29 protein-coding genes and 2 pseudogenes are annotated in these 19,128 nt (G+C 41.3%); 1 reads left to right on the top strand and 30 read right to left on the bottom strand.

The window, feature by feature from the left end:
• Nucleotides 1-17: 17 nt before the first annotated feature.
• From EGS71_RS06755 to terL, 15 genes and pseudogenes are all read right to left on the bottom strand, one after another.
• A complete protein-coding gene (locus EGS71_RS06755) occupies nucleotides 18-332 on the bottom strand; it encodes a hypothetical protein (RefSeq protein WP_002010188.1) in 315 nt (104 codons plus the stop codon).
• A gap of 6 nt (nucleotides 333-338) precedes the next feature.
• The gene (locus tag EGS71_RS06760; protein ID WP_002009682.1) at nucleotides 339-1,106 is read right to left on the bottom strand and encodes a hypothetical protein; all 768 of its coding nucleotides are present in this window, start codon (nucleotides 1,104-1,106) and stop codon (nucleotides 339-341) included.
• 62 nt (nucleotides 1,107-1,168) lie between these two features.
• The gene (locus EGS71_RS06765; RefSeq protein ID WP_002010108.1) at nucleotides 1,169-1,612 is read right to left on the bottom strand and encodes a hypothetical protein; all 444 of its coding nucleotides are present in this window, start codon (nucleotides 1,610-1,612) and stop codon (nucleotides 1,169-1,171) included.
• Complete coding sequence (locus EGS71_RS06770) at nucleotides 1,605-2,087, bottom strand: hypothetical protein (protein ID WP_001287060.1); 483 nt, start codon at nucleotides 2,085-2,087, stop codon at nucleotides 1,605-1,607. Before EGS71_RS06770 ends, EGS71_RS06765 begins: the two co-directional genes overlap by 8 nt.
• 7 nt (nucleotides 2,088-2,094) lie before the next feature.
• Nucleotides 2,095-2,286 (bottom strand): hypothetical protein, encoded by a 192-nt coding sequence (locus tag EGS71_RS06775; RefSeq protein ID WP_002009772.1) that lies wholly within the window; start codon nucleotides 2,284-2,286, stop codon nucleotides 2,095-2,097.
• 9 nt (nucleotides 2,287-2,295) lie between these two features.
• The gene (locus EGS71_RS06780) at nucleotides 2,296-2,679 is read right to left on the bottom strand and encodes a DUF4054 domain-containing protein (RefSeq protein WP_000383138.1); all 384 of its coding nucleotides are present in this window, start codon (nucleotides 2,677-2,679) and stop codon (nucleotides 2,296-2,298) included.
• Nucleotides 2,680-2,688: 9 nt separating this feature from the next.
• The gene (locus EGS71_RS06785; RefSeq protein WP_002010252.1) at nucleotides 2,689-3,072 is read right to left on the bottom strand and encodes a hypothetical protein; all 384 of its coding nucleotides are present in this window, start codon (nucleotides 3,070-3,072) and stop codon (nucleotides 2,689-2,691) included.
• Between the two features lie 13 nt (nucleotides 3,073-3,085).
• Nucleotides 3,086-4,060: a DUF2184 domain-containing protein gene (locus tag EGS71_RS06790; protein ID WP_002009954.1), complete on the bottom strand. Its 975-nt coding sequence runs from the start codon at nucleotides 4,058-4,060 to the stop codon at nucleotides 3,086-3,088.
• A 5-nt stretch (nucleotides 4,061-4,065) separates the two neighbouring features.
• Nucleotides 4,066-4,536, bottom strand: a complete 471-nt coding sequence (locus tag EGS71_RS06795) for a hypothetical protein (RefSeq protein WP_002010374.1) — start codon at nucleotides 4,534-4,536, stop codon at nucleotides 4,066-4,068.
• Between the two features lie 13 nt (nucleotides 4,537-4,549).
• A complete protein-coding gene (locus EGS71_RS06800) occupies nucleotides 4,550-5,749 on the bottom strand; it encodes a DUF2213 domain-containing protein (protein WP_002009646.1) in 1,200 nt (399 codons plus the stop codon).
• A 52-nt stretch (nucleotides 5,750-5,801) separates the two neighbouring features.
• Nucleotides 5,802-6,107, bottom strand: a complete 306-nt coding sequence (locus EGS71_RS06805; protein WP_002010135.1) for a hypothetical protein — start codon at nucleotides 6,105-6,107, stop codon at nucleotides 5,802-5,804.
• 24 nt (nucleotides 6,108-6,131) lie between these two features.
• Nucleotides 6,132-6,383 (bottom strand): hypothetical protein, encoded by a 252-nt coding sequence (locus EGS71_RS06810; RefSeq protein ID WP_079768808.1) that lies wholly within the window; start codon nucleotides 6,381-6,383, stop codon nucleotides 6,132-6,134.
• Nucleotides 6,376-7,188: a phage minor head protein gene (locus tag EGS71_RS06815; RefSeq protein WP_000207477.1), complete on the bottom strand. Its 813-nt coding sequence runs from the start codon at nucleotides 7,186-7,188 to the stop codon at nucleotides 6,376-6,378. Before EGS71_RS06815 ends, EGS71_RS06810 begins: the two co-directional genes overlap by 8 nt.
• A complete protein-coding gene (locus EGS71_RS06820; RefSeq protein WP_002010371.1) occupies nucleotides 7,133-8,467 on the bottom strand; it encodes a DUF1073 domain-containing protein in 1,335 nt (444 codons plus the stop codon). Before EGS71_RS06820 ends, EGS71_RS06815 begins: the two co-directional genes overlap by 56 nt.
• An 8-nt stretch (nucleotides 8,468-8,475) precedes the next feature.
• Nucleotides 8,476-9,705: pseudogene (gene terL, locus EGS71_RS06825) on the bottom strand (phage terminase large subunit); the annotation flags it as partial.
• Between the two features lie 95 nt (nucleotides 9,706-9,800).
• On the opposite strand from terL, the gene EGS71_RS06830 reads away from it, so the two are divergent.
• Nucleotides 9,801-10,769, top strand: coding sequence for an IS30 family transposase (locus EGS71_RS06830; protein WP_012308653.1), 969 nt, complete (start codon nucleotides 9,801-9,803; stop codon nucleotides 10,767-10,769).
• Between the two features lie 8 nt (nucleotides 10,770-10,777).
• Here EGS71_RS06830 and EGS71_RS06835 read toward each other — a convergent pair.
• From EGS71_RS06835 to EGS71_RS06905, 15 genes and pseudogenes are all read right to left on the bottom strand, one after another.
• Nucleotides 10,778-11,092 (bottom strand): annotated as a pseudogene (locus EGS71_RS06835) (helicase); the annotation flags it as partial.
• Nucleotides 11,070-11,546, bottom strand: a complete 477-nt coding sequence (locus tag EGS71_RS06840) for a DUF2280 domain-containing protein (protein ID WP_000729394.1) — start codon at nucleotides 11,544-11,546, stop codon at nucleotides 11,070-11,072. The gene EGS71_RS06840 and the pseudogene EGS71_RS06835, both read right to left, overlap by 23 nt.
• 58 nt (nucleotides 11,547-11,604) lie before the next feature.
• The gene (locus EGS71_RS06845) at nucleotides 11,605-12,246 is read right to left on the bottom strand and encodes a putative metallopeptidase (protein WP_002009680.1); all 642 of its coding nucleotides are present in this window, start codon (nucleotides 12,244-12,246) and stop codon (nucleotides 11,605-11,607) included.
• Nucleotides 12,215-12,682 carry a hypothetical protein gene (locus EGS71_RS06850; protein WP_025464972.1) on the bottom strand — a complete coding sequence of 156 codons (468 nt, stop codon included), beginning with the start codon at nucleotides 12,680-12,682 and terminating at the stop codon, nucleotides 12,215-12,217. The genes EGS71_RS06845 and EGS71_RS06850 overlap by 32 nt, the downstream gene beginning before the upstream one ends.
• 14 nt (nucleotides 12,683-12,696) lie before the next feature.
• Complete coding sequence (locus EGS71_RS06855; RefSeq protein ID WP_000134358.1) at nucleotides 12,697-12,888, bottom strand: hypothetical protein; 192 nt, start codon at nucleotides 12,886-12,888, stop codon at nucleotides 12,697-12,699.
• Nucleotides 12,889-12,965: 77 nt separating this feature from the next.
• Nucleotides 12,966-13,178, bottom strand: a complete 213-nt coding sequence (locus EGS71_RS06860; protein WP_000527469.1) for a hypothetical protein — start codon at nucleotides 13,176-13,178, stop codon at nucleotides 12,966-12,968.
• A gap of 172 nt (nucleotides 13,179-13,350) precedes the next feature.
• Complete coding sequence (locus EGS71_RS06865) at nucleotides 13,351-14,103, bottom strand: hypothetical protein (RefSeq protein ID WP_002010243.1); 753 nt, start codon at nucleotides 14,101-14,103, stop codon at nucleotides 13,351-13,353.
• A 10-nt stretch (nucleotides 14,104-14,113) separates the two neighbouring features.
• The gene (locus tag EGS71_RS06870; RefSeq protein WP_002009712.1) at nucleotides 14,114-14,515 is read right to left on the bottom strand and encodes a DUF559 domain-containing protein; all 402 of its coding nucleotides are present in this window, start codon (nucleotides 14,513-14,515) and stop codon (nucleotides 14,114-14,116) included.
• Nucleotides 14,515-14,781, bottom strand: coding sequence for a hypothetical protein (locus EGS71_RS06875; RefSeq protein ID WP_000360558.1), 267 nt, complete (start codon nucleotides 14,779-14,781; stop codon nucleotides 14,515-14,517). The genes EGS71_RS06870 and EGS71_RS06875 overlap by 1 nt, the downstream gene beginning before the upstream one ends.
• The gene (locus tag EGS71_RS06880) at nucleotides 14,774-15,172 is read right to left on the bottom strand and encodes an HNH endonuclease (protein ID WP_002009846.1); all 399 of its coding nucleotides are present in this window, start codon (nucleotides 15,170-15,172) and stop codon (nucleotides 14,774-14,776) included. The genes EGS71_RS06875 and EGS71_RS06880 overlap by 8 nt, the downstream gene beginning before the upstream one ends.
• Entirely contained in the window at nucleotides 15,169-15,576 is a 408-nt protein-coding gene (locus EGS71_RS06885; RefSeq protein WP_000017854.1) for a hypothetical protein, read from the bottom strand. Before EGS71_RS06885 ends, EGS71_RS06880 begins: the two co-directional genes overlap by 4 nt.
• Nucleotides 15,573-16,322 (bottom strand): hypothetical protein, encoded by a 750-nt coding sequence (locus EGS71_RS06890; RefSeq protein ID WP_025464973.1) that lies wholly within the window; start codon nucleotides 16,320-16,322, stop codon nucleotides 15,573-15,575. Before EGS71_RS06890 ends, EGS71_RS06885 begins: the two co-directional genes overlap by 4 nt.
• The gene (locus tag EGS71_RS06895) at nucleotides 16,315-17,265 is read right to left on the bottom strand and encodes a YdaU family protein (RefSeq protein ID WP_002010228.1); all 951 of its coding nucleotides are present in this window, start codon (nucleotides 17,263-17,265) and stop codon (nucleotides 16,315-16,317) included. Before EGS71_RS06895 ends, EGS71_RS06890 begins: the two co-directional genes overlap by 8 nt.
• Nucleotides 17,262-18,815, bottom strand: a complete 1,554-nt coding sequence (locus tag EGS71_RS06900; RefSeq protein ID WP_002009818.1) for a DNA cytosine methyltransferase — start codon at nucleotides 18,813-18,815, stop codon at nucleotides 17,262-17,264. Before EGS71_RS06900 ends, EGS71_RS06895 begins: the two co-directional genes overlap by 4 nt.
• Nucleotides 18,812-19,099, bottom strand: a complete 288-nt coding sequence (locus EGS71_RS06905; RefSeq protein WP_002009763.1) for a hypothetical protein — start codon at nucleotides 19,097-19,099, stop codon at nucleotides 18,812-18,814. The genes EGS71_RS06900 and EGS71_RS06905 overlap by 4 nt, the downstream gene beginning before the upstream one ends.
• Between the last annotated feature and the right edge of the window lie 29 nt (nucleotides 19,100-19,128).

Genomic DNA, 19,128 nt, shown 5'->3' on the forward strand with positions numbered 1-19,128 from the left:
GTACAGCTCCTCCCAATCTATTCCCCCGAACCACCTGCAGCGTTGTCTTCATTTCCTTTAAGACCAGACACAGACATTACAGCTTCCATAACTTCCGTGAGTTGATCCATATAAATCATGTCAGCAACATCATCACGTGTGATATCCGGGTAATTGCGCTTAAGCGACTTAAACGCAACATCAATCACGGTACCCACATCATCGGGCTTAAATGCTTGAAGAGCTGGCAATAACTTTTCAACCGCACCAAGTGACAAAGGAGCAAATACAAATGGCTGACCATCAATAATAATTGTTGAGCCACGCGGGTTATCAACTTGCTTAAATTGCATCTGGCATTACTCCGATAAATCAATTTTGAAAACACGGTTAAGATCGTCAGCCATAGGCTGGAATTCAAACTCAGGAATATCGTAATCGTCCTGTTTTGAACTGAATCCAAGTTTGTTACTGGTACAACGGAAGAAATTCATGTGCATGAACTTACCTTTGTAGTCACGTTGCAGGTCAACGGCAAACTCTGGCGTATAACCCATATCTAGGTTAGATACAGTGATTGACTTAGCACCCGCTACCATTGCTGAATAACGGAAGTTAATAAATACCGTTTTACCTGCATCGGCAGCAGCAAATGTATAAGCACCGGTTGCCGCATCTACACTGTATTGCCCTGTTGTTGGCGCTGAAGCTACACGTTTAAGGGGAATTGCTTTCGCATCCGTTACGCCTAGATCCTTTACGAACGTACCGCTATTAGGAACAACCGGAGTAACAGTACCGCCAGCCGGAATCACTTCACCATTAATGGTTTGGGAAACTGTTTCAATTCCACCTTCAGCAACAACGCCACCGAAAAAAATTGAATTTAACAATGTACCGTTAATACGTCCGAAAGAAGCTTTACATTTAATAGTACCTTTACCGCGTGCAGCATCTACGGCGAATTGACCACGACCGAAAAGCTCTTTTAAGTCATAGCTAATATCTACACCAACGGATTGCATCACCCCCACTTCAACTGGTGTGGGATTACTAATCGGTTGCCCGTATACATCTTGAATCGGTGTAGCAAAGATCTTGCCAGCACCAAATAAATATTGAGCCATTTATTTTGACCTCTCTAAAATGACAAAACCGCCATAGAGGCGGTCATAAAATGAATGTTTTGTTAATTGGTTGTGAGGATCCGGATAGGAATAATGGCAATCGCCTGATCATCAAGCATGTTTTCTACTGCTTCATATACTTCTACGGTGCCCTCGATCCAGCAGTGCTCTACCAAACCACCTAAGGTTTGATACTCATTAAAATCTGGATGGTCCGGCTGAATAGCTTCACGTACACGATCGATGAATATATTCATCTGTGATGATGGCGGCTTTGTAGTGTCCGATTCATGAATATAGAGATAAACCTCAGCAGCTAGTTCAACTTTTGAATCTAAACCATGTACCGGGACTTCTTGTTGATTGCCTTGTGTAATAAACATGGCTGGGCGCTGTTCTGGTGTTACATGGTTAAAGTGACGTAAACGGCGACTTGCCGTAATCAATCCCTCTACCCTTGTGCTTAACCTTTCAAACAACGCCTGATAGATTGCTTCACTATCCACCTGCTATACCTCGCTCAATTGCTGCATCAATATTTTTCGGCACAATCTTGGCCACGATATCCAGTGAATCACGCATGAACCGCAATTCCCTAAAACGTACATTCCTTGAATGGGCCTTAATATTGACCTGAACCGGCGAAATAGGCCGGCCAAACGCCTGCTTAATTGTCCTTAGGTGTGCTTTAACACCCAAAGCTCCATTTAGACCAAATTCATGTGCAGGTGCATAAGGTACCAAAGCACCACCAGCTCCTACAGTTCCCTCAATGGAATCCTTATCCTCATCCACCTTTGATGAAACGGATCCACGTAAGCGGCCTGACTGAACTTTAAGTCGTTGGCCACTTAACATGTCTTCCTGAACAATCCGCTGTAAGCGCAAAGTAAGAGCGTTAATCGTGCGTCTTATTTCAAACCTAACGCGATTATTCATCTCATCAAAATTGACCTGAGTATCAACACGATAATCGCTCATAGCTTATTTACTCTTTAGCAGAGGTAGCCGTTTTCTTTGGCTCAACAACTTCAACATAACGCTCAAAACCTAAGGGCTTTAAAATATGGATAATGTCATTATCAGATTCTAAAACGCCGTTTTTGATATCTAGGTTTTGCCCGGCAATAACGAGTTTGGTTGGCTTATAACCTTCTGGTGCCTGATATTTAAAAGGCATGGGATTCTCCTATACGACAAAAGCACCAACACCTAAACGGTTAGGGTTTGTGCCTTCATCATCAATTGGAATTGAATTTTTTAACGCAAGGTAACGCTGGCCATACATGCTGAGATCATAGAAAGCTTCTTTCGATGATCGTGAATAACTCACACTTTGGCCCGCAATTGTCATGCTTGAGGCTGTACCAAAAGCAGCACCATTGCCACTTACAGTACCAACTTTAAGAATATGTGCTGCATATAGACCTACAGCACGTTCCTTTAATGCCCCGAACTCAATTTGAGAAACAATCAGATCCGCTTCTTCTAAAGCATCCTGAATTTTTGCATCTGGCAAAGACATTAAACTCGAATCAGTCGAGAACTTTTCACGAAACGTTTGTACGTCCATAGACTCACCTTATTCTTTAGCCTGAGCTAACTTAGCTTGTAACTGCTCAAGTGTTTCATCATCACTAAACGTTACTTCAAGCGCTGTTAATTCAGCCTTCACGGTGGCCAAAGCGTCTTCATCAGTTGGCTTTTGCTGCTCACCTGCTGCGTCGTTTTGCTTGCTGCCTTTACCACCACGGCCACCAGTTTTACCCGCTGCTTTTGGCTCATCATCTGGGATTTCCTGAACTTCAAGTTCACCGATATCAATAAGATGTTTAGCAAACTTATTTTTAGCGAGCTTCTTGTGCGCTTCTTCATCCAGAAGAATTGGTGTGCCTGTAGGCAAAACAGCAATACCAGAAAAAACAAAAGCGGCCTGTAAGCCGCTATAGATATAAGAATATTTCATACTGTTTTAATCCTTACACGTGATCCAAGTAACGGAGAGAATCAACACGCTTCAACCATACGCCCTGATATTTGTAGTGACCAGGCACTTTAATATCTACACCAACTGGTTGAGCAGCTAAGAAAGTGACGTCATCACATTTCATTTGGATGCATGACGGATCACGGCGGTAAATAATAGAACGGTCAGCACCTGCGGTACCTTTACCATTTGAACGACCTAAACCACGAATGGTTAACGGCTTACCTTGTGATGCGAAGATGTTATTTTCTTCAATGAATTTTAAGAAAGTCTTTCCGCCAGAATCAGCAACTACACGGGTAGAAAGGTGTAAGTACTGATTTGATGCCATCAAATAAGTATCTGGCTGTACGGATACATCCCCATCAACAAGATCTTCAGCATCTGCCAAGCTTGCATTGAAGTCACTTAGTACTTCTTCAATGGTTGCGGTGGCCCAGTTATGTTGGGCTGTAACTATGGTTACACCCGTCTGATTTAAGAAGCCCTTAACTCCGGTAAGAGCATTGCCATACCAAGCAATGTTACTTAAGTGTTTTTCTGCAGCTAGGCGAGCGGCCTCTACTTTATCTGCTTCAAGTGCTAAATTTAATTTTTGGGCTGCTTGTAACTCAAATACTGAATACATATAACTGATCGTGCCGACCTTCACTGGCAATTGAACAGTATCATATTCAACTTCAGCCAAGGGAATATCATTACCAGTTCCTGAATGATCTTTACCCATACCCACACCCTTCTTACGGCTTAGGATTTCTCCTCCGCCATATACGGCATTGACAGGTTTAACAGGAATGTATTTAGCGTAATCCATCACTTGCTGAAGCTGAGGACCCATTTCATTAAATTCTTCCAATTTAACGAATAACTGAGCTAATGCATCAATATTAAATGCATCCCCAATATTTGCCTGAACCATTTGAGCTACTGGTGTTAGACGTAGCTTCATTGCTGCCAATTTACTCATATTTATTATGCCCCACGTAAGCGAACAGCTGCTAAACCCTGTTCATTTGAAATTGTTTCCCAAGATGCGTTCGGTAACTCTGTACCGTCTGTTGCTGTTGGGGATAAAGAACCTAACGGCGCTGCTGTGGTACCGTTAGCTGTTTTGACATAAACCTTTGCGTTGATATCGGTGACTGGTGCAGTGACCTTCACGTAAATCGAGCCTATCGTCATAACCGGTGCTACGTCAGTAGCTTTATAGGCTTCTTTGCCATCTGCCGTTTTACCTGATTTACCTACGCCGTGACGTACGATAATTCCAAACTTGGTATTAGTTGCACCAGTTACCGCTGAAACTGTTTTTCCGTCAGTACTTCGTACAACCACGTCACCATCGTTTACCAAACCGGTACCAGCTACAGGCAGGGATAAAATATCCTCTGGCCCAATGAGGTGAAACTTCATGCCGGGTGCAGCATCGTATTGCTTAACCATGATTTACATCCCCTTAGATTGTTTTGTATGCGTTTTCTTTGCTGTAGGTCTTTTCTTCCCCACCGCCTGCTGGGTTGCCATCACCAGCTTTAACACTTTGCTGCTGGTGAAGAGCATCACCTACAGGATTAGAAGGATGAGTACCCTTCACAGCACAGAGTGCACGGAAAGTTGTGTCGATCTGCTCAGGCTTTGCATCACCTACTGATACGTTACCCATCAAAGCAGTTACTAAAGCATCACCAGCTTTTGCAGCAATAACATCACGCTTGATTTGCTCACATGAGCAACCTTCGGTTTTAACTGTTGGCACCAATGCTTTAGCATCGGCAATCACAGCAGCACGCTCTGCAGCAGCTTGCTCAAGCTTTTCAGGAGTCATCTGGTTCTTTTCCAGATCACCTACTTTTTGCTCCAGTGCTGTTTTTTCGGCATGTAACTGATCTACAACCGCTTGAACTGCGTTCAATTCATCACCGATAGAAAATTGCTTATCACCAACTTTGAGCTTTGCCGCCTTTAAATTTTCAAGCTGCTCTTGCTGGATTTTTAATGCATCCGCTAAAGGCGTGTTGTCGCCAATGTTATAGCGCACACCATTTACAATAACTTCCATTGATATATTCCCCTTATGTGGAGTTTGTTGTTTGTCACCGATGCGGCAATCACCACCACAACGGCCATATTTAACGAGCGCTACGTGATTGCCTATAAAATTGATAAATTTCGCTTGATACGGCGTACCATCTGGCGCCGTACCCTGCTCAACGATTAATAAGGCTCCATAGCCAAGCGACATTTCTAGCCGCTCGTTGCTTTGGATCAGATCAATACTGATCTTGTCTTTAATGAGCAAATCACCAACCAGATAATCGCCTTCCTGCCGGACGTTCTCACAATAGCCAATGTGATAATCCTTCCAGTTAGAAGCGTTAATTTCATTCTTAGGCGGGTGATAGTCAGTAGCGTCTACACCATTGAAGCTTTGAATAGCCTCAGGCTTAAAAAGCTCCTCTGGCGGTGTGTAAACATTAATGACTTGATCAGCGGTATAACCTTCCAGAGATGGAAACTCATACGCATAGTACTGACGTACTTGAGGCGCTTTAGCTAAGCGAACATTGACGCATTTCAGATACCCCTCTTTGGTAAATGAGCGTGTCGATTCGCTTGGCGCAAAGTCACCAATTTTGAGTTGGTAAATGGTTTTCATAAATTGCGCTCAATAAAAAACCACCCTAAGGTGGCTTTACCAATTTTAAAAATTAAGTTCTTGAATAGGTAACCGAAAAATCTTTGCCTGCACCCAAGTCGACACCATCAATAAAAATTTTTGTTTTAATGGGTTTAATATTTGGAGGCTGAAAATCTATCTTTTTGATACTTTCCACCACCTCTTGAAACTTTTCCGCAGCTTTACCCGCTGCCTTAGCCAAGTTAGGGAAGCCATCACAGCAGGACATTAACCACGGCGGGGTGAAGTCACCGCCAATTACTAGCCCACCTTTAACTAATCCCTGTGCTTGCAAACGGCGATAAAACCGTTTTTTACTAAACTTTTTACGCTTCATGGCCATAAATCCTTATTAATGGTATTAGGCTTTTAAAGCCATAATGATCGAATCTAATTTCCAAAGCAGAATGGGGATTGAAATTAAAAGAACTGATAAGAAAACCTTTTTCAAAGTGAGTTCTCGGATCTGGTTAATTTGCTCTGGTGTCAATTTTTTAGAGCTTTCTACTCCATCTACTTTAACTAATGGGGGTGTGCAAACGATTGGTGGTGTTGGTCTTCTTGGCCCGTGGTCCTTCCCACACTTCCAGCATTTATCATTTGAATCAGTCAATTAAAATATCCTCATAGTTAGGTAATGCTGTACACCGACATCGGATAGGCTGTCCGGGATGTCCACCGTCTGGTGGTGAATCCCATCTAAATGTCTTGCCTTGCTTATGCTGGTGATCTGGTCGCACACGCTCATCTTTCGCTGTTTGCCATGTGTATGTCTCAACACCCATAGAAAGCTGTCTGGCTTGGTTAATTTGGCCGTTAATCTTACCCATCTGATCACTAGCAATAAGACGCGCTCGATAATCAGTAGATAACCCTAATTGCTTAATAGCTTTGGCCAACTCTTCATTGGTTTGTCCAGTCTGCAAAGCATTAGTAATTAGTACTTCAAGCTTATCGGCGTATTGCTGCGGAATAGACTTAATCAAACTGACATTGGCCGTAATGTTTAGATCTACTTCATCCTGAATATCAGCAGCTCGATAGAACGGCGTAAGATCCACACCAATAATTGTTTTGGTGTGCTCTGCAATTTGCTTGTCCACTTCCTTTTGGGTGTCAGTCACAACTTTTGTGGCCAACGGTCGGGAAATCTCAACAACATACTTTGTGAGCTTTTCCCTAAAGGCCGTCATCATGTCTGAGAACCAAGCATCACCGATATTCTGGCCTACTGTAGGAATAACTAATTCCTTTGTTTGTTCCTGACAGTATTTAGATATAGCTAGTAATTGCCGTGTGTAATAAAGCTCTACACGGCGATTTACGTGCACGGCCCTCGGCTTAGAAGCTTTACGACCTTTTTTACGTTTCTTCGCCTGCTGGAGGTGTGGTTTCAGGATCTGAATTATCGTTGTCATTAAGCTTCACCATTGTCTCAAGCTCTTTGATATGAGCTTCATCGATCACTGAATAAACACCGTCAATAACAAGCTGTTTTGCTATCTGTGGCTCGGTAATGATGCCCATTTCTAAATACTTGGAATCCCGTTCAGCGTTAGCTTTCTCAACCTCAGAACGTACCTTAGCGTCTAGTTGCCATAACGGGTTAAACACAACATCTAAACTTGGAATCTGACGACCAAATGTAGCTTGAACAATTACTCTTAAAAGCTTCATCATGAATGGCTTTAAGGACCATATTTGCTTAGTAGCAATACTGTCGTAATAGTTCCGTGTGTCGTGCTCACCAGTTGCGTTCATGCCTGCAGGTGATTGCCCGAATAAAATCGTATATGGCATATCGGCAGCACCAGCAGCTTGGATAGAGAATTCACGCATAAGATCTGGCAAACCGCCAAAGCTATATGACTTAGAGTCATATTCCTCTTCTGCATCAAGCACGATCATGCCATTTAAGCCTTTAAGCAATCCGACACTAAGAAAACGTTCAGCAACTGCTTGCATGTCAGCTTTAATCTTATCCACGAGACCGGGTGTTCTAATCACGTCAATTTTTGATTCATGCACAAGACTTGCTGAGGCTTTCTTAACGGCGGCATGATCAAGCAGATCTTCATAAACTTCCTGTAAAACACTTACCGGCTCTTCATTAACTACATCGGCATGGCCAAACTTATATAAGCGTGTATGGTGGATCCTTTGCGTAGATTTTCCATCAAGCTTTAGCTTATAAAATTCAGGCTGCTTTAAAAGTCCACCTGCCTCCTTAGGCGATAAGTATTTACTGGTATCAGCTTCAATGTACTTTTTCTTAAGCACCGTGAAAAACTCTAAACGCCCCACGCCTAACTTGTTTAAATCAAACGGTTGATCTAGGTCACCGCCGTCTACAGTCCCTAGAAGCACATAGCAAACGCCATATAAGCGAGAAAGTACCAAACTAGATAAGAGCACCCCATCTAAGTTAAAAGCCTTACACGCCTCTTTAAGCTTCAATAAATCGTTATCTTGAATCCCTTCAAAAAACCATCCAGCTCGGAGCATGTCACTTGCTGGTCGGTTGACGATGCGCTTAGCTAACCAGTGTTGATACACAGCTTCTAATTGCTCATCAGGAATTACTTTCTTAACGAAAGAACCGTGTGAAGCTTTGTCACGTTCGGTACCAATATTTGAGACAAAGTTTGTATACGCCCCTGCATCGCCAATTGCATCGGGCTTTTTAGTTTCAGCCATAATTTCCTCTAATCAAATACAGTTGGCTTTTTGGCTAATGAATCATTAATTGCATCAATGGTCGGGTCCCACTGGTCGTCATGATCATGTGACCAATCAGCAGTAAGGCCTTCAATCTCTTCAATGTAATTCAATAGCCACGGTGCATTAGCTGGCAACCAAACACGGCGTTCTTCAACATAAAGAATGACGTCCATTGTCCTTGATAGCTTGTCAGTACTTCGCTGAATCGCACGTATTGGTAAAGTGGTCTGCTTAGATATGGACTGAATTAAACCGGTACCACTCGCCTTATCCTCTACGGCCATATAACGAAGCTTGCCAATCTTTGTGTTACTGTCCTTGTGTTTATTGATAAAAGCTTTTGCTTCTTTCAATAGCTCTGGTGCTTCCCATTTGCCACGCTTCACGTCAATGATGTAAAGGTTATTGTCATAGCCAAGACCAGCACATAAGAACACTGAAAAGTCGTTATGTTCTTTTGTCTTTTGCGCCGTATCTGCCCAAATCGCACGCCATTTAAGAACAGGTAATTCAACATAACGGCCAAACCATTCAGCCTTAACAAGATCACCACCCAGCTTTTTAGGGTTTTGCATGTATTGGCTTGCAAATGTATAGCGTGACACTGTGGCGCCGTCTTTATCTTCCCCGCCTTTCTCCAGCTGAAGCAAAGAAAGTAAAGATTCTTTTAACGGCCAGTAGCTTTGACGGCCTTTCTCATCACGTTCAACATCACGTGGAATTTTGCGCTGTATGTGCTCTGGTAGCTTACTGATGTACTCATCATCAATAAGTGCGGGAATACTGATTTGTTCCCACTCACCAGGTACATTGCCAGTCAACACAAAGTTAGTCGGATCTTCAACGTGCAAACGCTGCATGATCAGAATAATTGGCGTATCAGATTTAGCTTTACGAGAGTTGACCGTGTTTAAGATCTTACGGTTAGCTTTCCGTCTAGCTGTTTGGCTAAATGCATCCTCAGGCTTTAATGGGTCATCGAGAATAATCGCACCGGTAAAGCCCTCATTGGCTAATGTACCAGCACGGCGACCGGTGACCTGCCCGCCCATTGAAGCAGAATAAACATGACCAGCATCATAGCCATCAACGGTGGTTTTCCAGCTCGACTTAGCATCCGTACTGGTAGAAATCTTTACAGGCCATAAGTTCTGAAAGTCTTCCGACTTAACAATATTTCTAGCTGTAGCTGATACATGGCAGAGTAAAACTTGAAGTGCGACATAAACCACCTAATTAATTTAAAGGGTTTATGGAGTATATAAAATTGTCATACCATCATCTTAACTTTGAAGATCGTACTGCATTAATGCTTGAGTCAAGAAAAGAAGGCTTTTCAGCCAGAAAATTTGCTGAACTTATTAAAAGACATCCTAGTACGATCTATCGTGAGCTTAAAAGAAATAGCATCAATGACGTTTATCAAGCTCAATATGCTTCTGATAACACTTTTGCTAGACGTAGACGTGGTCACAGAAAACTCAAAATCGATTCAATCCTCTGGAAATTTATTGTTGAAGCGATCCGTTGTTTATGGTCTCCTCAGCAAATAGCAAAGCGTTTAAAGACATTTCCTGATTTGGATCAAACAATGAATGTAAGCCATACAACGATTTATTCAACGATACGAGCATTACCCAAGGGTGAGTTGAAAAAAGACTTATTATCCTGTCTACGTCATGAAAATAAAAAGCGAAAAGCTAACGGTGAACCTAAAAAAGATTCTATATTACAGGATATTAAAACTATTCATGAGCGCCCAGCCGAAGTTCAAGAAAGAAAAATACCGGGTCATTGGGAAGCTGATTTAATTAAAGGTAAAGACAATAAAAGTTCGATAGCAACACTTATTGAACGAAATACACGGCTCTGTATCTTGGCAACATTACCTGATGCAAAGGCAGAATCAGTGCGCAAGGCTTTAACTGAAGCTCTGAAATATTTACCTGCAGAACTGCGTAAAACGTTGACCTATGACCGTGGACGTGAGATGTCAGAACATAAAATACTCGAAGAAGATTTAGGCATAGATGTATATTTCTGTGACCCACATTCACCCTGGCAAAAAGGCACATGCGAAAATATGAATGGTTTAATTAGGCAATATTTACCTAAAGGGATTGATTTAAATCAGGCAGATCAGCATTATTTAAATCAAGTTGCCATGTCACTGAATACTCGTCCTAGAAAGGCGTTAGATTGGCTTACACCATTAGAGAAATTTGCTCAGCTTGTTGATTATCATATGGCTTTTGAAACTGTCGCACCTCATGTTTGAATTCGCCCATCCTCTACAAGTGATTGCGAGAAAGACAAATACAAAAAGCGCGAACGAGGATTACGAGCTATACCACGGGCAATAAGATTTGTGAGTAGTTCAGTCTTACCGCTTCCGGGTGGAACGTTAATAACTAGGTTTTTAACCTTGCCAGCTATAACCTCATCAATCTTGTCGGCAATATATTCATGATGCCAATTGACCGAAAACTTAAAACCCATGCGAGGCAAGAAAAATGCTCGTGTGAAAAATAAATGTTCTTTCTCACATTTGATCCGCTTAGCTTTGGTTTTAACAGGATCAATATTCGTTCTCGAGTTCATCTATCGCCTGCCTTACCTGCTCATCGGTAGCAGTCACATAGGTAATGTTTTCGCTTTGTAATGGACCGCCGCCAGCGCCTGTAATTTCAGTCTTATTCGTGTACTTGCCGCCTATGTCCTCAGCAGCTTGCTTAAGAATGCTTAAAGCTGCTACACGGTTTCTACTGTGCTTTTGATATTGGCTTTCATATCGCTGTAAACGCACCGCTAAGTTTGCAATTGGGATTGCCTCAGGCTTACCCAAAAACATTTCGCGAGTCTTTTCAAAATCTTTTCTTAATTCTTCACTCAGGTTCTCGCCTGCCCGTTTTGTCGGATCGTATTTCTCACACTGCTGTTTAGTAACTTTTATCCCGTATTCTTGGTTGACGAGCTCAGCAGTTTCTGTGGGTGTATTAAATACGGCAAGTGAGCGAACTATAAAGAGTTTTACCTCTTTTTTTAGAGCCGCCATATCCTCAATCCTGTCAACCTACGTCAACCTAAATAGCCAAAAAAAAGAGCCTCAAGGCTCAGGTAATTACGCAGTTTCCACAACATTTCGAAATATCTAAACCAGAAACAAACGGCGGGTTTTTAGCGACTTCAATAAGCCGCTTAACGTTTTCATTTGCACCCCAGCGTTTAACAACACCGATAAACTCTTCAACGTCATGACCTGCAAGATAGTGCTTAGGAAGACCAGAACTATCGCTATAAACAATTTCTCCGTCCTCGTCTCTCATCACTCCAATGTGGTAAAGCTCATGTTCAAGCAAATAACAGAACTCTGTATCGTTTGCACGCTCACAGAAAGAAGCGTCGACAGTTATTAAATATGTAGGTACAAAACCAAACCAGTCTCGCATCTGTTGCTCTTGTCGAGCTTTACGCCAGCCACCAACATTGAACATGACTTTTTCGCACTGGCCTAACACCATAGCTTGCTTGCTTTTATATGCAGAAGAAGCCCAAGCAAATGCTAAGAACTCTTCATTATCATGAAGCAACTCAGCAATATGGTTATGATCAGGGTTATGAAGTGGTCCACCTATAGTTAAGTAGTTAGCCACAACCCATTTCTTTAGGTCTGGTGCCGGTATTAAACGAATTGCTTCCTCTTCTTCGGCCTGGTCAATAAAATCAGTTGGTGGGAATGGTCTGATCTGATCCATTAAATATTTGCCTCTTTAAGTTTTTAAGCCACTGACTAGCGAAATGAGCTTGGATCTGTAATGGACCAGATTCATTAATCTTAAATCTTGGTGCTGCCTCTATGCGAATTACTGTGTAACCCATCTCTTCAGCCACATCGTAACGATCAAGACTCCAAGCTTTGTTTTTTAGCTTACCCTTTCGACCACCCGACCAAGGGCCACCAGCAATTTCAACTAATATGTGATGTTCAATTAAATGAAAATCAAAACGCCAATGCTTAGTAGACTTAAACTGGAATTTCTTTTCGTACTTAATTTCCAGATTGTCTAAAGCTTCAGTAAATTCTTCTTCAGCTTTTAAGTATTTTTCTGTAGCTTTCGGCAACGGCATGCTCTTTGGTTTAGGTTTCCTTTCTTTTTTTCTGGTGAGAATAAAATACTTTTTAGGATCCATTGCACCACCAATATTTATAAGAAGCCCTCAGGCTTATTGTTGAGCCGTGCGATTAATTTATTTTGCTTTGCTATGGCCAAAAAAAATCGCTCATCTAAGTGAGCGATCTCTTCTTCTGTTAGGCCTTTGGTTGTGCAACTGCCTGTGTGATTTAGCTCTATTTGGAGCTGTCTAATCTCATGCGTAATTTTTTGAAATTCAGTCATACATACTCCAAAAAGAAAAAGCCCCGCCAATAACTAGTATTTGGCAGGGCTTCATGCGCCGTAATACGCTCGGCAAATTAAAAATTTAAATCTGAAGAAAAATTTATACTTCTTATTAAATGGATAAATTGATTGTATTCATCTTCACTATCGAACGGAAACTCTACTTCAGAACCATCCGAGAAATTAACTAATACGGAGCTAAGGTCTATACTTGATTCTATTTTGACAATTTGATCAAGATTATAATGACATGTACCAACTTGATAGAATTTAGGCAGATTACCCATTTCTTATTCCTGTTTAATTTTATTTAGAAAATTATAAGGCCTAAGCATAAAATTTCATAATTCATTCAATACAAAAAAGCTCACCATTTGGCGAGCTTTTAAAATCTTTCTGGCGATTACTTTACATTTCGCCCATTTTAGAAATCTTTATACTCAAGTGTATACCCAACTGTCAAGCACAAGTTTCTTGATTATCAGGAAGTTCAAAACGAAATGAGCGAGAAATACCCGATCTAATTTCATTTTCCCATTCTGCAACAATAGATTCTCCTAATAACTCAAACTTTTGATAGCTTTTTATGTAAGCAGTCTTAGTGGCAACAATTCCTGCAATTTTCATTTTTTCATTTAATGTATATGGACGCTTGCCAGTTCCATTACATTTTTCGCAAAACTTTGCACCCTCAGGAAAACCCTTTGAATTAAATGTTTCGAGTTTTCCTAATCCTTGGCATGCTCCACACATAGCTTTAACGAAAACATGTCCGCGTAAAATAATCTCAGCCATACCTTTTGCCAGATTAGTAAGATCACCTTGGGCATTGGTAGGGGTAAATTTTTTCTTTACCATTTCTTCATGAATCTTTACCGCTAATTTATTTCGCGCTCGGAAAAAATTACCAGATTTAATCTCGCCGCGAACGAATTCAACCTTGCCCGGAATATCTTCAATACGGCGTTCAGTTTGAAAATTAAAATCATATTTACTGTAAAAAGTTTCAGTTTGTTTTTGTGCCGGGGTAATTATTGCAATACGTTCAAAATCAACCTTCTCAACCAGTACTGTGGCCCAAAGCTTTGCAGCTGGTGATAAAAGTGCTAATTCACCTAAAACAACATCTTTAGAAATTTTCTTACCTTCTGCTTTGCCTTGAGCAATAGCAAGGCGAAGTAACTCAATAAAATCAAACTTTTCAACTAACATAATCGCCTTCCTATTTACCCTTAATTAATAATTCAATTTGCTTTAATGCCATACCGGACTTAACTTGCTCTGTGCTGAACCGTAAAACTGTAAAACCCATCATTGCTGCGGAGTTGTATTTCTCCATATCCCCTAAATAGCCCTTGCCTCTTGTGTGACGGCCTCCGCTCCAGATCCCGCCTTCTACCTCAATCAAAATCTTTGTACCCGTTATTAAAAAATCTGCTCTCCATTTACGATCAGAATGGAACTTATATTCCTGTTCAAAACCGATCTTGCATGCTCTTAAATGCGTTGCCAGAACCATTTCACCCACACTTGGTTGTCTGGCAACTTGCTTTGCTGAACGCCGCTTTTTATTTTTCTTTATCGGAAATAACTTACGGTATTCAGCAATGCTGACTGATGACATCAAGCACCACCTTTAAGCAAATGTTCCAACTGATTAGCAAAATGGCTATACATCTGAGACTTTTCAAAATCTCTAATACGACTTAATTCGTGTGCCTCAACTCTGTAACTTTGAGCCATTTCACTTATTGTTTTTTTTAACTCCTCCACTTTCGCTTGCTTTGACTGCTGACCAGCTTCATAGGCAATTCGGCAGCAATTAGCATGAATCAAAGCTAAATTGCCTTGCTTTCCCATCCATTCGTTAAATGTCATTGGCTTATCCATGCTTCACCTCATACGATTCAAAGAAAAACTTTACCGGCTCAGACTTAATTTCAATCAGTCCAAATCGAAGTAAATGACGAGCATGTGTGCTATCGCGTAGTAACTGCACATCACGGTAATGTGCAAGCATTTTTCGCCACCCTTCCAGCGGCATAGACGATTTGTTTGTATTGCAAGGAACACATGCAGGGTTCATGTTTTCTAAAGTGTCGTTTTGCGGTCTAGTCATTTCACCCGTAATTAACTTACCGCCACCAACATGAATTAAATCTCGCTTCACTGCTTCGATATGGTCTGCATGCCACTTATCGCCAAGCAAATCACCACAGTAAGCGCAATGTCCACCAAACTTTTGTTTTAGCTCAGCACGTTGCTGTTTAGTTAACTTCATCGGCTATGCTCCACTTTCATACCGTCAAACTCTTGATCAATTACGGCCATACCGCGCACTACAGCTGCTTGTGAAGGAAGCTTCTTAAAATCAATAGTGTTTACTTCATGGCAGTGTTTGCACATAAACTTATTTTTCTTTTCAAGCTTTGCCTGTATTTCACGGACCTCTGCCAGCATTCTGTTATTACGTTGGGTGACTTGATTCAATTGGTCTAAATATTTGGCAATCCATAAAACTGGATTAAGTTTTGTTTTGCAGTCCATACAAAGGATCTCATTATCTTCCTTTGATATTTGAATACGCCCGTGATCACACTCCACAATCTCATTTCTACGTGTGAACTTGATAACTTGATTTTGTTCATCAACATGAATCACATGCTTATCTTGGAAATGGCTCATATATTCACCCGATCAATTAGCTGAAGAATATTTCGAGGAATCGGCATACCTTCACGGCGACACATCTCAACGTATTCGTGCGGATTATCGAAAGGATCTGGACCTAATTCTTTTGCAAGTTCAGGCTCTTTTTCCTTAGCCTTAAGCTTTTGTAATGGTGCAGGTTTACGACCATTGATTTTTAAACGTTCCATCAATGATTGGAGATGCTTTTGCGCTTCGTCATTGCTTACTGGGGTGTGTTCAGGTTCTTTATGCTCTAGTTGTAGCGGTGGAGTGTAAAACTCTTGCTGACGGCCTTTTAACTGAGCTTTAGCCACCATCACGTTGTATGTCCCGAAGAAATTATCTTGAGCTGCTCGCATTTGGCCGGCTTCGATCAAATACATAACCTCGTCTAAGGCGTACTTAGTGATTTGGGTAATAACCACGGAACGGTCAGTTGTAAACTTACATGCGCGAGACCAAGCTTCTTCTGGAGGCATCCAACTTTCACCGATACACCAGGTGCGAAACTCGGCAAATGACGGCATAAAGCGTCCACCTGCTGTAAGTAATCGAGCAAGTGCGTTGTTAAATTGGTTTTGTTGAACGCCAACCAGTGTTTTAAGTGCGATTTGCTCAACCACTGACAGAGGAATTGCACTTTCGCCTGTTGCTGGAAATTGCTTATTGAACTGAGCAGCGTAAACAGTGCGAAGAGAAGCGATTAATTGACGCACTTCGTTCAAGGTAATCTCATGCATGACCTACCTCCTCAATCATTGGAAACTTTTTTGCTGGGGTTACATCCACGATTTGAGATTCGCTCTGTTCTTCAAAAAGATTAGCGAAGTAACCCGACTCTTGTGGTTTTTGACCAGCTGAATTGATTTGCTCTTGTTTCTTGCGGTTAGCAGCGACTTGTTTCTCGTTGTTTTGAACCCAAGAGAACCACTTAACCAACCAGATGCTTGGTGTATTCAACGAACTTGATTCGTTTGCAAAGTACCAGTCACCGAAATTTTGAATCATGGTTCTCAAGTCGATTTCAGGTACAGAAACAAATCTTTGTTGAGCAAGTGAGATGAAATCGTATTGAAACTCGCTGTATTCAGAAATGAATTCACGCATTGAATAACGCTTGTGATCATCGATCTGATACTGAGCAAATTGAATTGGAGTTAATTGCGAATTTTCTCCACGCGTATTACCACTACTATCAATAATTGGTTCTTGGTTAATGGTTAATGGTTTATGGTTATTGGTTGGTTGCACGCCCGTTTGTTCTTCGTTTAACGGATTTTCAACGACCGTTGAATTTTCGTTAGACGATTGATCATCTTTTGATGAACCACTGTTGGACGAACCTTTCTTTTTCGCTGCACGTTTTGCAGCAGACGCTTTACCAGCCTCACTCGCTTGTTTCTTTTTCCCGTGGTATTCAGCAATTTCTCGTTCACAACGATTATTGCGATAAACACCTTCTTCAAGAATGAAAAACTCATCAAGTACATATTTGAGAGCTTCTTTTTGCTCTTCGGTAGTACATTGCAAACGACGTGCTAAACGATCAATGCTTGTTGCATCAATCGCCTTCTCCGTGTCGTAATACATGTCTAATAAGTCACGGTAAATCGCACGCTCAATTAAACTGAGGTGGCGAGTCGCATTGTTAAAGTCACCAATATGGTGTTGGTAATAATTCATGCGGCCCCCTTAATTTGTTGCGTAATAAATGGATTATTTGCTCTGGCGATAGCAGCCATTGGATATGGAGAAACGGAGTTACCAACCATAAAGACTTGATCTTTTTTAGATAGAGGCTTTCCATCGCTCCCGTATTCAATTACGTATGAATCTGGAAACCCCTGCGCTCTAAAAAGTTCACGTGGTTTAAGCATGCGTATACAGATATCAACAATTGCCCAAGGTTCACCTTTGATCCAAACAGTAACTAGGGCTAAACGATCTTTAGTAGTGATCGTATCCATTGGCTCAGTGATACTTCTTGCGTCTCCATTGCCGTAGTAGTTAATTAAAAATGCAGCAACACGAAGAGCGCCCTTATAGTTATCTTTGCTCAACTTGGCAGTAACTAATCCATGATGCCCACCTTTCACTTGTGCACATATGGTTGATAGAGGCTCATCAATTGACCAATTCCGCTGTTGAGAAGCGTTTGCAAACTCTGTAATAAACGGAACAAGGATTGGACTTATTAAAGAACTATGTCCGCCATAACCTGCTGTAGTTGTTGCTAATGGTTCACGTATGTCATGACCAAAACTTGTACGGAAATCACGGCCAATAAAAGGTGTGGCAGAATTAACAAAAAATGGCTCTTTAGTTTCAATGACATATTTTTGAATACCTTTAGCTATGCGTTTTAGAGTTGCATCAGCTAGAGGACCTTGCGGCCTATCAAAAATAGAATTTCCTAAATCTGAAAAATCAACACATTCAACTGTTGAGCGCCATTTTTTTAAATTGCCCTTAGGTTTCTTTGAGAAGTATTTTTCTGGCCATACTATTGGTTGCCCATCACAGCGTGCAATGAGAAATAATCGCTCACGTTTTGTTGGCGCCCCAAAGTCAGCAGCAATAATATTTTTTTGCCACTCAACTTCATAACCAAGTTGTTCAAGACTACGGACAAAGTGTTTCCAAGTCCTCCCTTTCTTTTTTGGGTTTGGTACTAAGAATTGATTGTGACGAGGAACTCGCTCACCAGGCTCTGCAATTCGATTTACCTTTTTTCCATTAAGATCAATTTTATCGAGAGTAATGACTCTGCCTGTTGCTTTGTCTCGTTTTGCAATTAAAGGCCCCCATCCTAAGATCTGCTTAACATTTTCTAAGCTGATCACATCAGGTTTAACTTTGCCTGCAAACTTAAGAACCACCCAAGAAAGGTCACGTATTTCTTTTTTACGTGGTTGGCCACCTGCAGCTTGAGAATGGTGTGTACAGTCAGGGCTTGCATGAAACCAACCCACTTGATAGCCATCACATATTTCAATAGGATCTACTGCGAATACATCTTGAACATAATGCTTTGCATGGGGATGATTAGCCTCATGCATAGAAATTGCTTTAGGATTATGATTTACAGCAACATAAACAGGCCTGTTTAAACCCATTTCTAAACCGGTGCTTGCACCACCACCGCCTGCAAAGAAATCTACGATGATTTTTTCAGAAAAATTTAAGTCGAATTGAGTTCTAAAAGAACGAGCAGCATCAACAAATGTATTCATGCTTCACCGCCTTCTTTAATCTGAATGTATGTGCTACCTAAGTATCGAATACGCCCAGCACGACCAAGGCTTCTAATAATTTCCTCAGCATGGTTGTACGTAATACGATGCTGACGCACTAAAACCTCTTTAAATTCATCTCGCTTTACAGCTGCATTTTTAGTATCAGCTTTAATTCGCTCTAGGTTCTCTTCACACTTTTTGATTAATGCTTTAAGTGTGTGGAGAGACGGCTCAAACCAGCTCTGGATTATTTGCTGTTGATTTGATAGATTAGTTTGCATATTCGATTCCTCTAGCAAGTAATTGAATT

This window comes from Acinetobacter sp. FDAARGOS_559, assembly GCF_003940475.1.
GTDB lineage: Bacteria > Pseudomonadota > Gammaproteobacteria > Pseudomonadales > Moraxellaceae > Acinetobacter > Acinetobacter baumannii.

What these genes read in the sequence shown, in the direction of transcription:
- EGS71_RS06895 (WP_002010228.1), bottom strand. Translation starts at nt 17,265, where the DNA reads ATGAATTATTACCAACACCATATTGGTGACTTTAACAATGCGACTCGC.
- EGS71_RS06840 (WP_000729394.1), bottom strand. Translation starts at nt 11,546, where the DNA reads ATGGCGGCTCTAAAAAAAGAGGTAAAACTCTTTATAGTTCGCTCACTT.
- EGS71_RS06775 (WP_002009772.1), bottom strand. Translation starts at nt 2,286, where the DNA reads ATGCCTTTTAAATATCAGGCACCAGAAGGTTATAAGCCAACCAAACTC.
- EGS71_RS06760 (WP_002009682.1), bottom strand. Translation starts at nt 1,106, where the DNA reads ATGGCTCAATATTTATTTGGTGCTGGCAAGATCTTTGCTACACCGATT.
- EGS71_RS06820 (WP_002010371.1), bottom strand. Translation starts at nt 8,467, where the DNA reads ATGGCTGAAACTAAAAAGCCCGATGCAATTGGCGATGCAGGGGCGTAT.
- EGS71_RS06780 (WP_000383138.1), bottom strand. Translation starts at nt 2,679, where the DNA reads ATGGACGTACAAACGTTTCGTGAAAAGTTCTCGACTGATTCGAGTTTA.
- EGS71_RS06785 (WP_002010252.1), bottom strand. Translation starts at nt 3,072, where the DNA reads ATGAAATATTCTTATATCTATAGCGGCTTACAGGCCGCTTTTGTTTTT.
- EGS71_RS06805 (WP_002010135.1), bottom strand. Translation starts at nt 6,107, where the DNA reads ATGAAGCGTAAAAAGTTTAGTAAAAAACGGTTTTATCGCCGTTTGCAA.
- EGS71_RS06815 (WP_000207477.1), bottom strand. Translation starts at nt 7,188, where the DNA reads ATGACAACGATAATTCAGATCCTGAAACCACACCTCCAGCAGGCGAAG.
- EGS71_RS06905 (WP_002009763.1), bottom strand. Translation starts at nt 19,099, where the DNA reads ATGCAAACTAATCTATCAAATCAACAGCAAATAATCCAGAGCTGGTTT.
- EGS71_RS06865 (WP_002010243.1), bottom strand. Translation starts at nt 14,103, where the DNA reads ATGTTAGTTGAAAAGTTTGATTTTATTGAGTTACTTCGCCTTGCTATT.
- EGS71_RS06790 (WP_002009954.1), bottom strand. Translation starts at nt 4,060, where the DNA reads ATGAGTAAATTGGCAGCAATGAAGCTACGTCTAACACCAGTAGCTCAA.
- EGS71_RS06755 (WP_002010188.1), bottom strand. Translation starts at nt 332, where the DNA reads ATGCAATTTAAGCAAGTTGATAACCCGCGTGGCTCAACAATTATTATT.
- EGS71_RS06900 (WP_002009818.1), bottom strand. Translation starts at nt 18,815, where the DNA reads ATGAATACATTTGTTGATGCTGCTCGTTCTTTTAGAACTCAATTCGAC.
- EGS71_RS06850 (WP_025464972.1), bottom strand. Translation starts at nt 12,682, where the DNA reads ATGGATCCTAAAAAGTATTTTATTCTCACCAGAAAAAAAGAAAGGAAA.
- EGS71_RS06795 (WP_002010374.1), bottom strand. Translation starts at nt 4,536, where the DNA reads ATGGTTAAGCAATACGATGCTGCACCCGGCATGAAGTTTCACCTCATT.
- EGS71_RS06855 (WP_000134358.1), bottom strand. Translation starts at nt 12,888, where the DNA reads ATGACTGAATTTCAAAAAATTACGCATGAGATTAGACAGCTCCAAATA.
- EGS71_RS06800 (WP_002009646.1), bottom strand. Translation starts at nt 5,749, where the DNA reads ATGAAAACCATTTACCAACTCAAAATTGGTGACTTTGCGCCAAGCGAA.
- EGS71_RS06880 (WP_002009846.1), bottom strand. Translation starts at nt 15,172, where the DNA reads ATGAAGTTAACTAAACAGCAACGTGCTGAGCTAAAACAAAAGTTTGGT.
- EGS71_RS06770 (WP_001287060.1), bottom strand. Translation starts at nt 2,087, where the DNA reads ATGAGCGATTATCGTGTTGATACTCAGGTCAATTTTGATGAGATGAAT.
- EGS71_RS06885 (WP_000017854.1), bottom strand. Translation starts at nt 15,576, where the DNA reads ATGAGCCATTTCCAAGATAAGCATGTGATTCATGTTGATGAACAAAAT.
- EGS71_RS06830 (WP_012308653.1), top strand. Translation starts at nt 9,801, where the DNA reads ATGCTTGAGTCAAGAAAAGAAGGCTTTTCAGCCAGAAAATTTGCTGAA.
- EGS71_RS06890 (WP_025464973.1), bottom strand. Translation starts at nt 16,322, where the DNA reads ATGCATGAGATTACCTTGAACGAAGTGCGTCAATTAATCGCTTCTCTT.
- EGS71_RS06860 (WP_000527469.1), bottom strand. Translation starts at nt 13,178, where the DNA reads ATGGGTAATCTGCCTAAATTCTATCAAGTTGGTACATGTCATTATAAT.
- EGS71_RS06870 (WP_002009712.1), bottom strand. Translation starts at nt 14,515, where the DNA reads ATGTCATCAGTCAGCATTGCTGAATACCGTAAGTTATTTCCGATAAAG.
- EGS71_RS06875 (WP_000360558.1), bottom strand. Translation starts at nt 14,781, where the DNA reads ATGGATAAGCCAATGACATTTAACGAATGGATGGGAAAGCAAGGCAAT.
- EGS71_RS06845 (WP_002009680.1), bottom strand. Translation starts at nt 12,246, where the DNA reads ATGGATCAGATCAGACCATTCCCACCAACTGATTTTATTGACCAGGCC.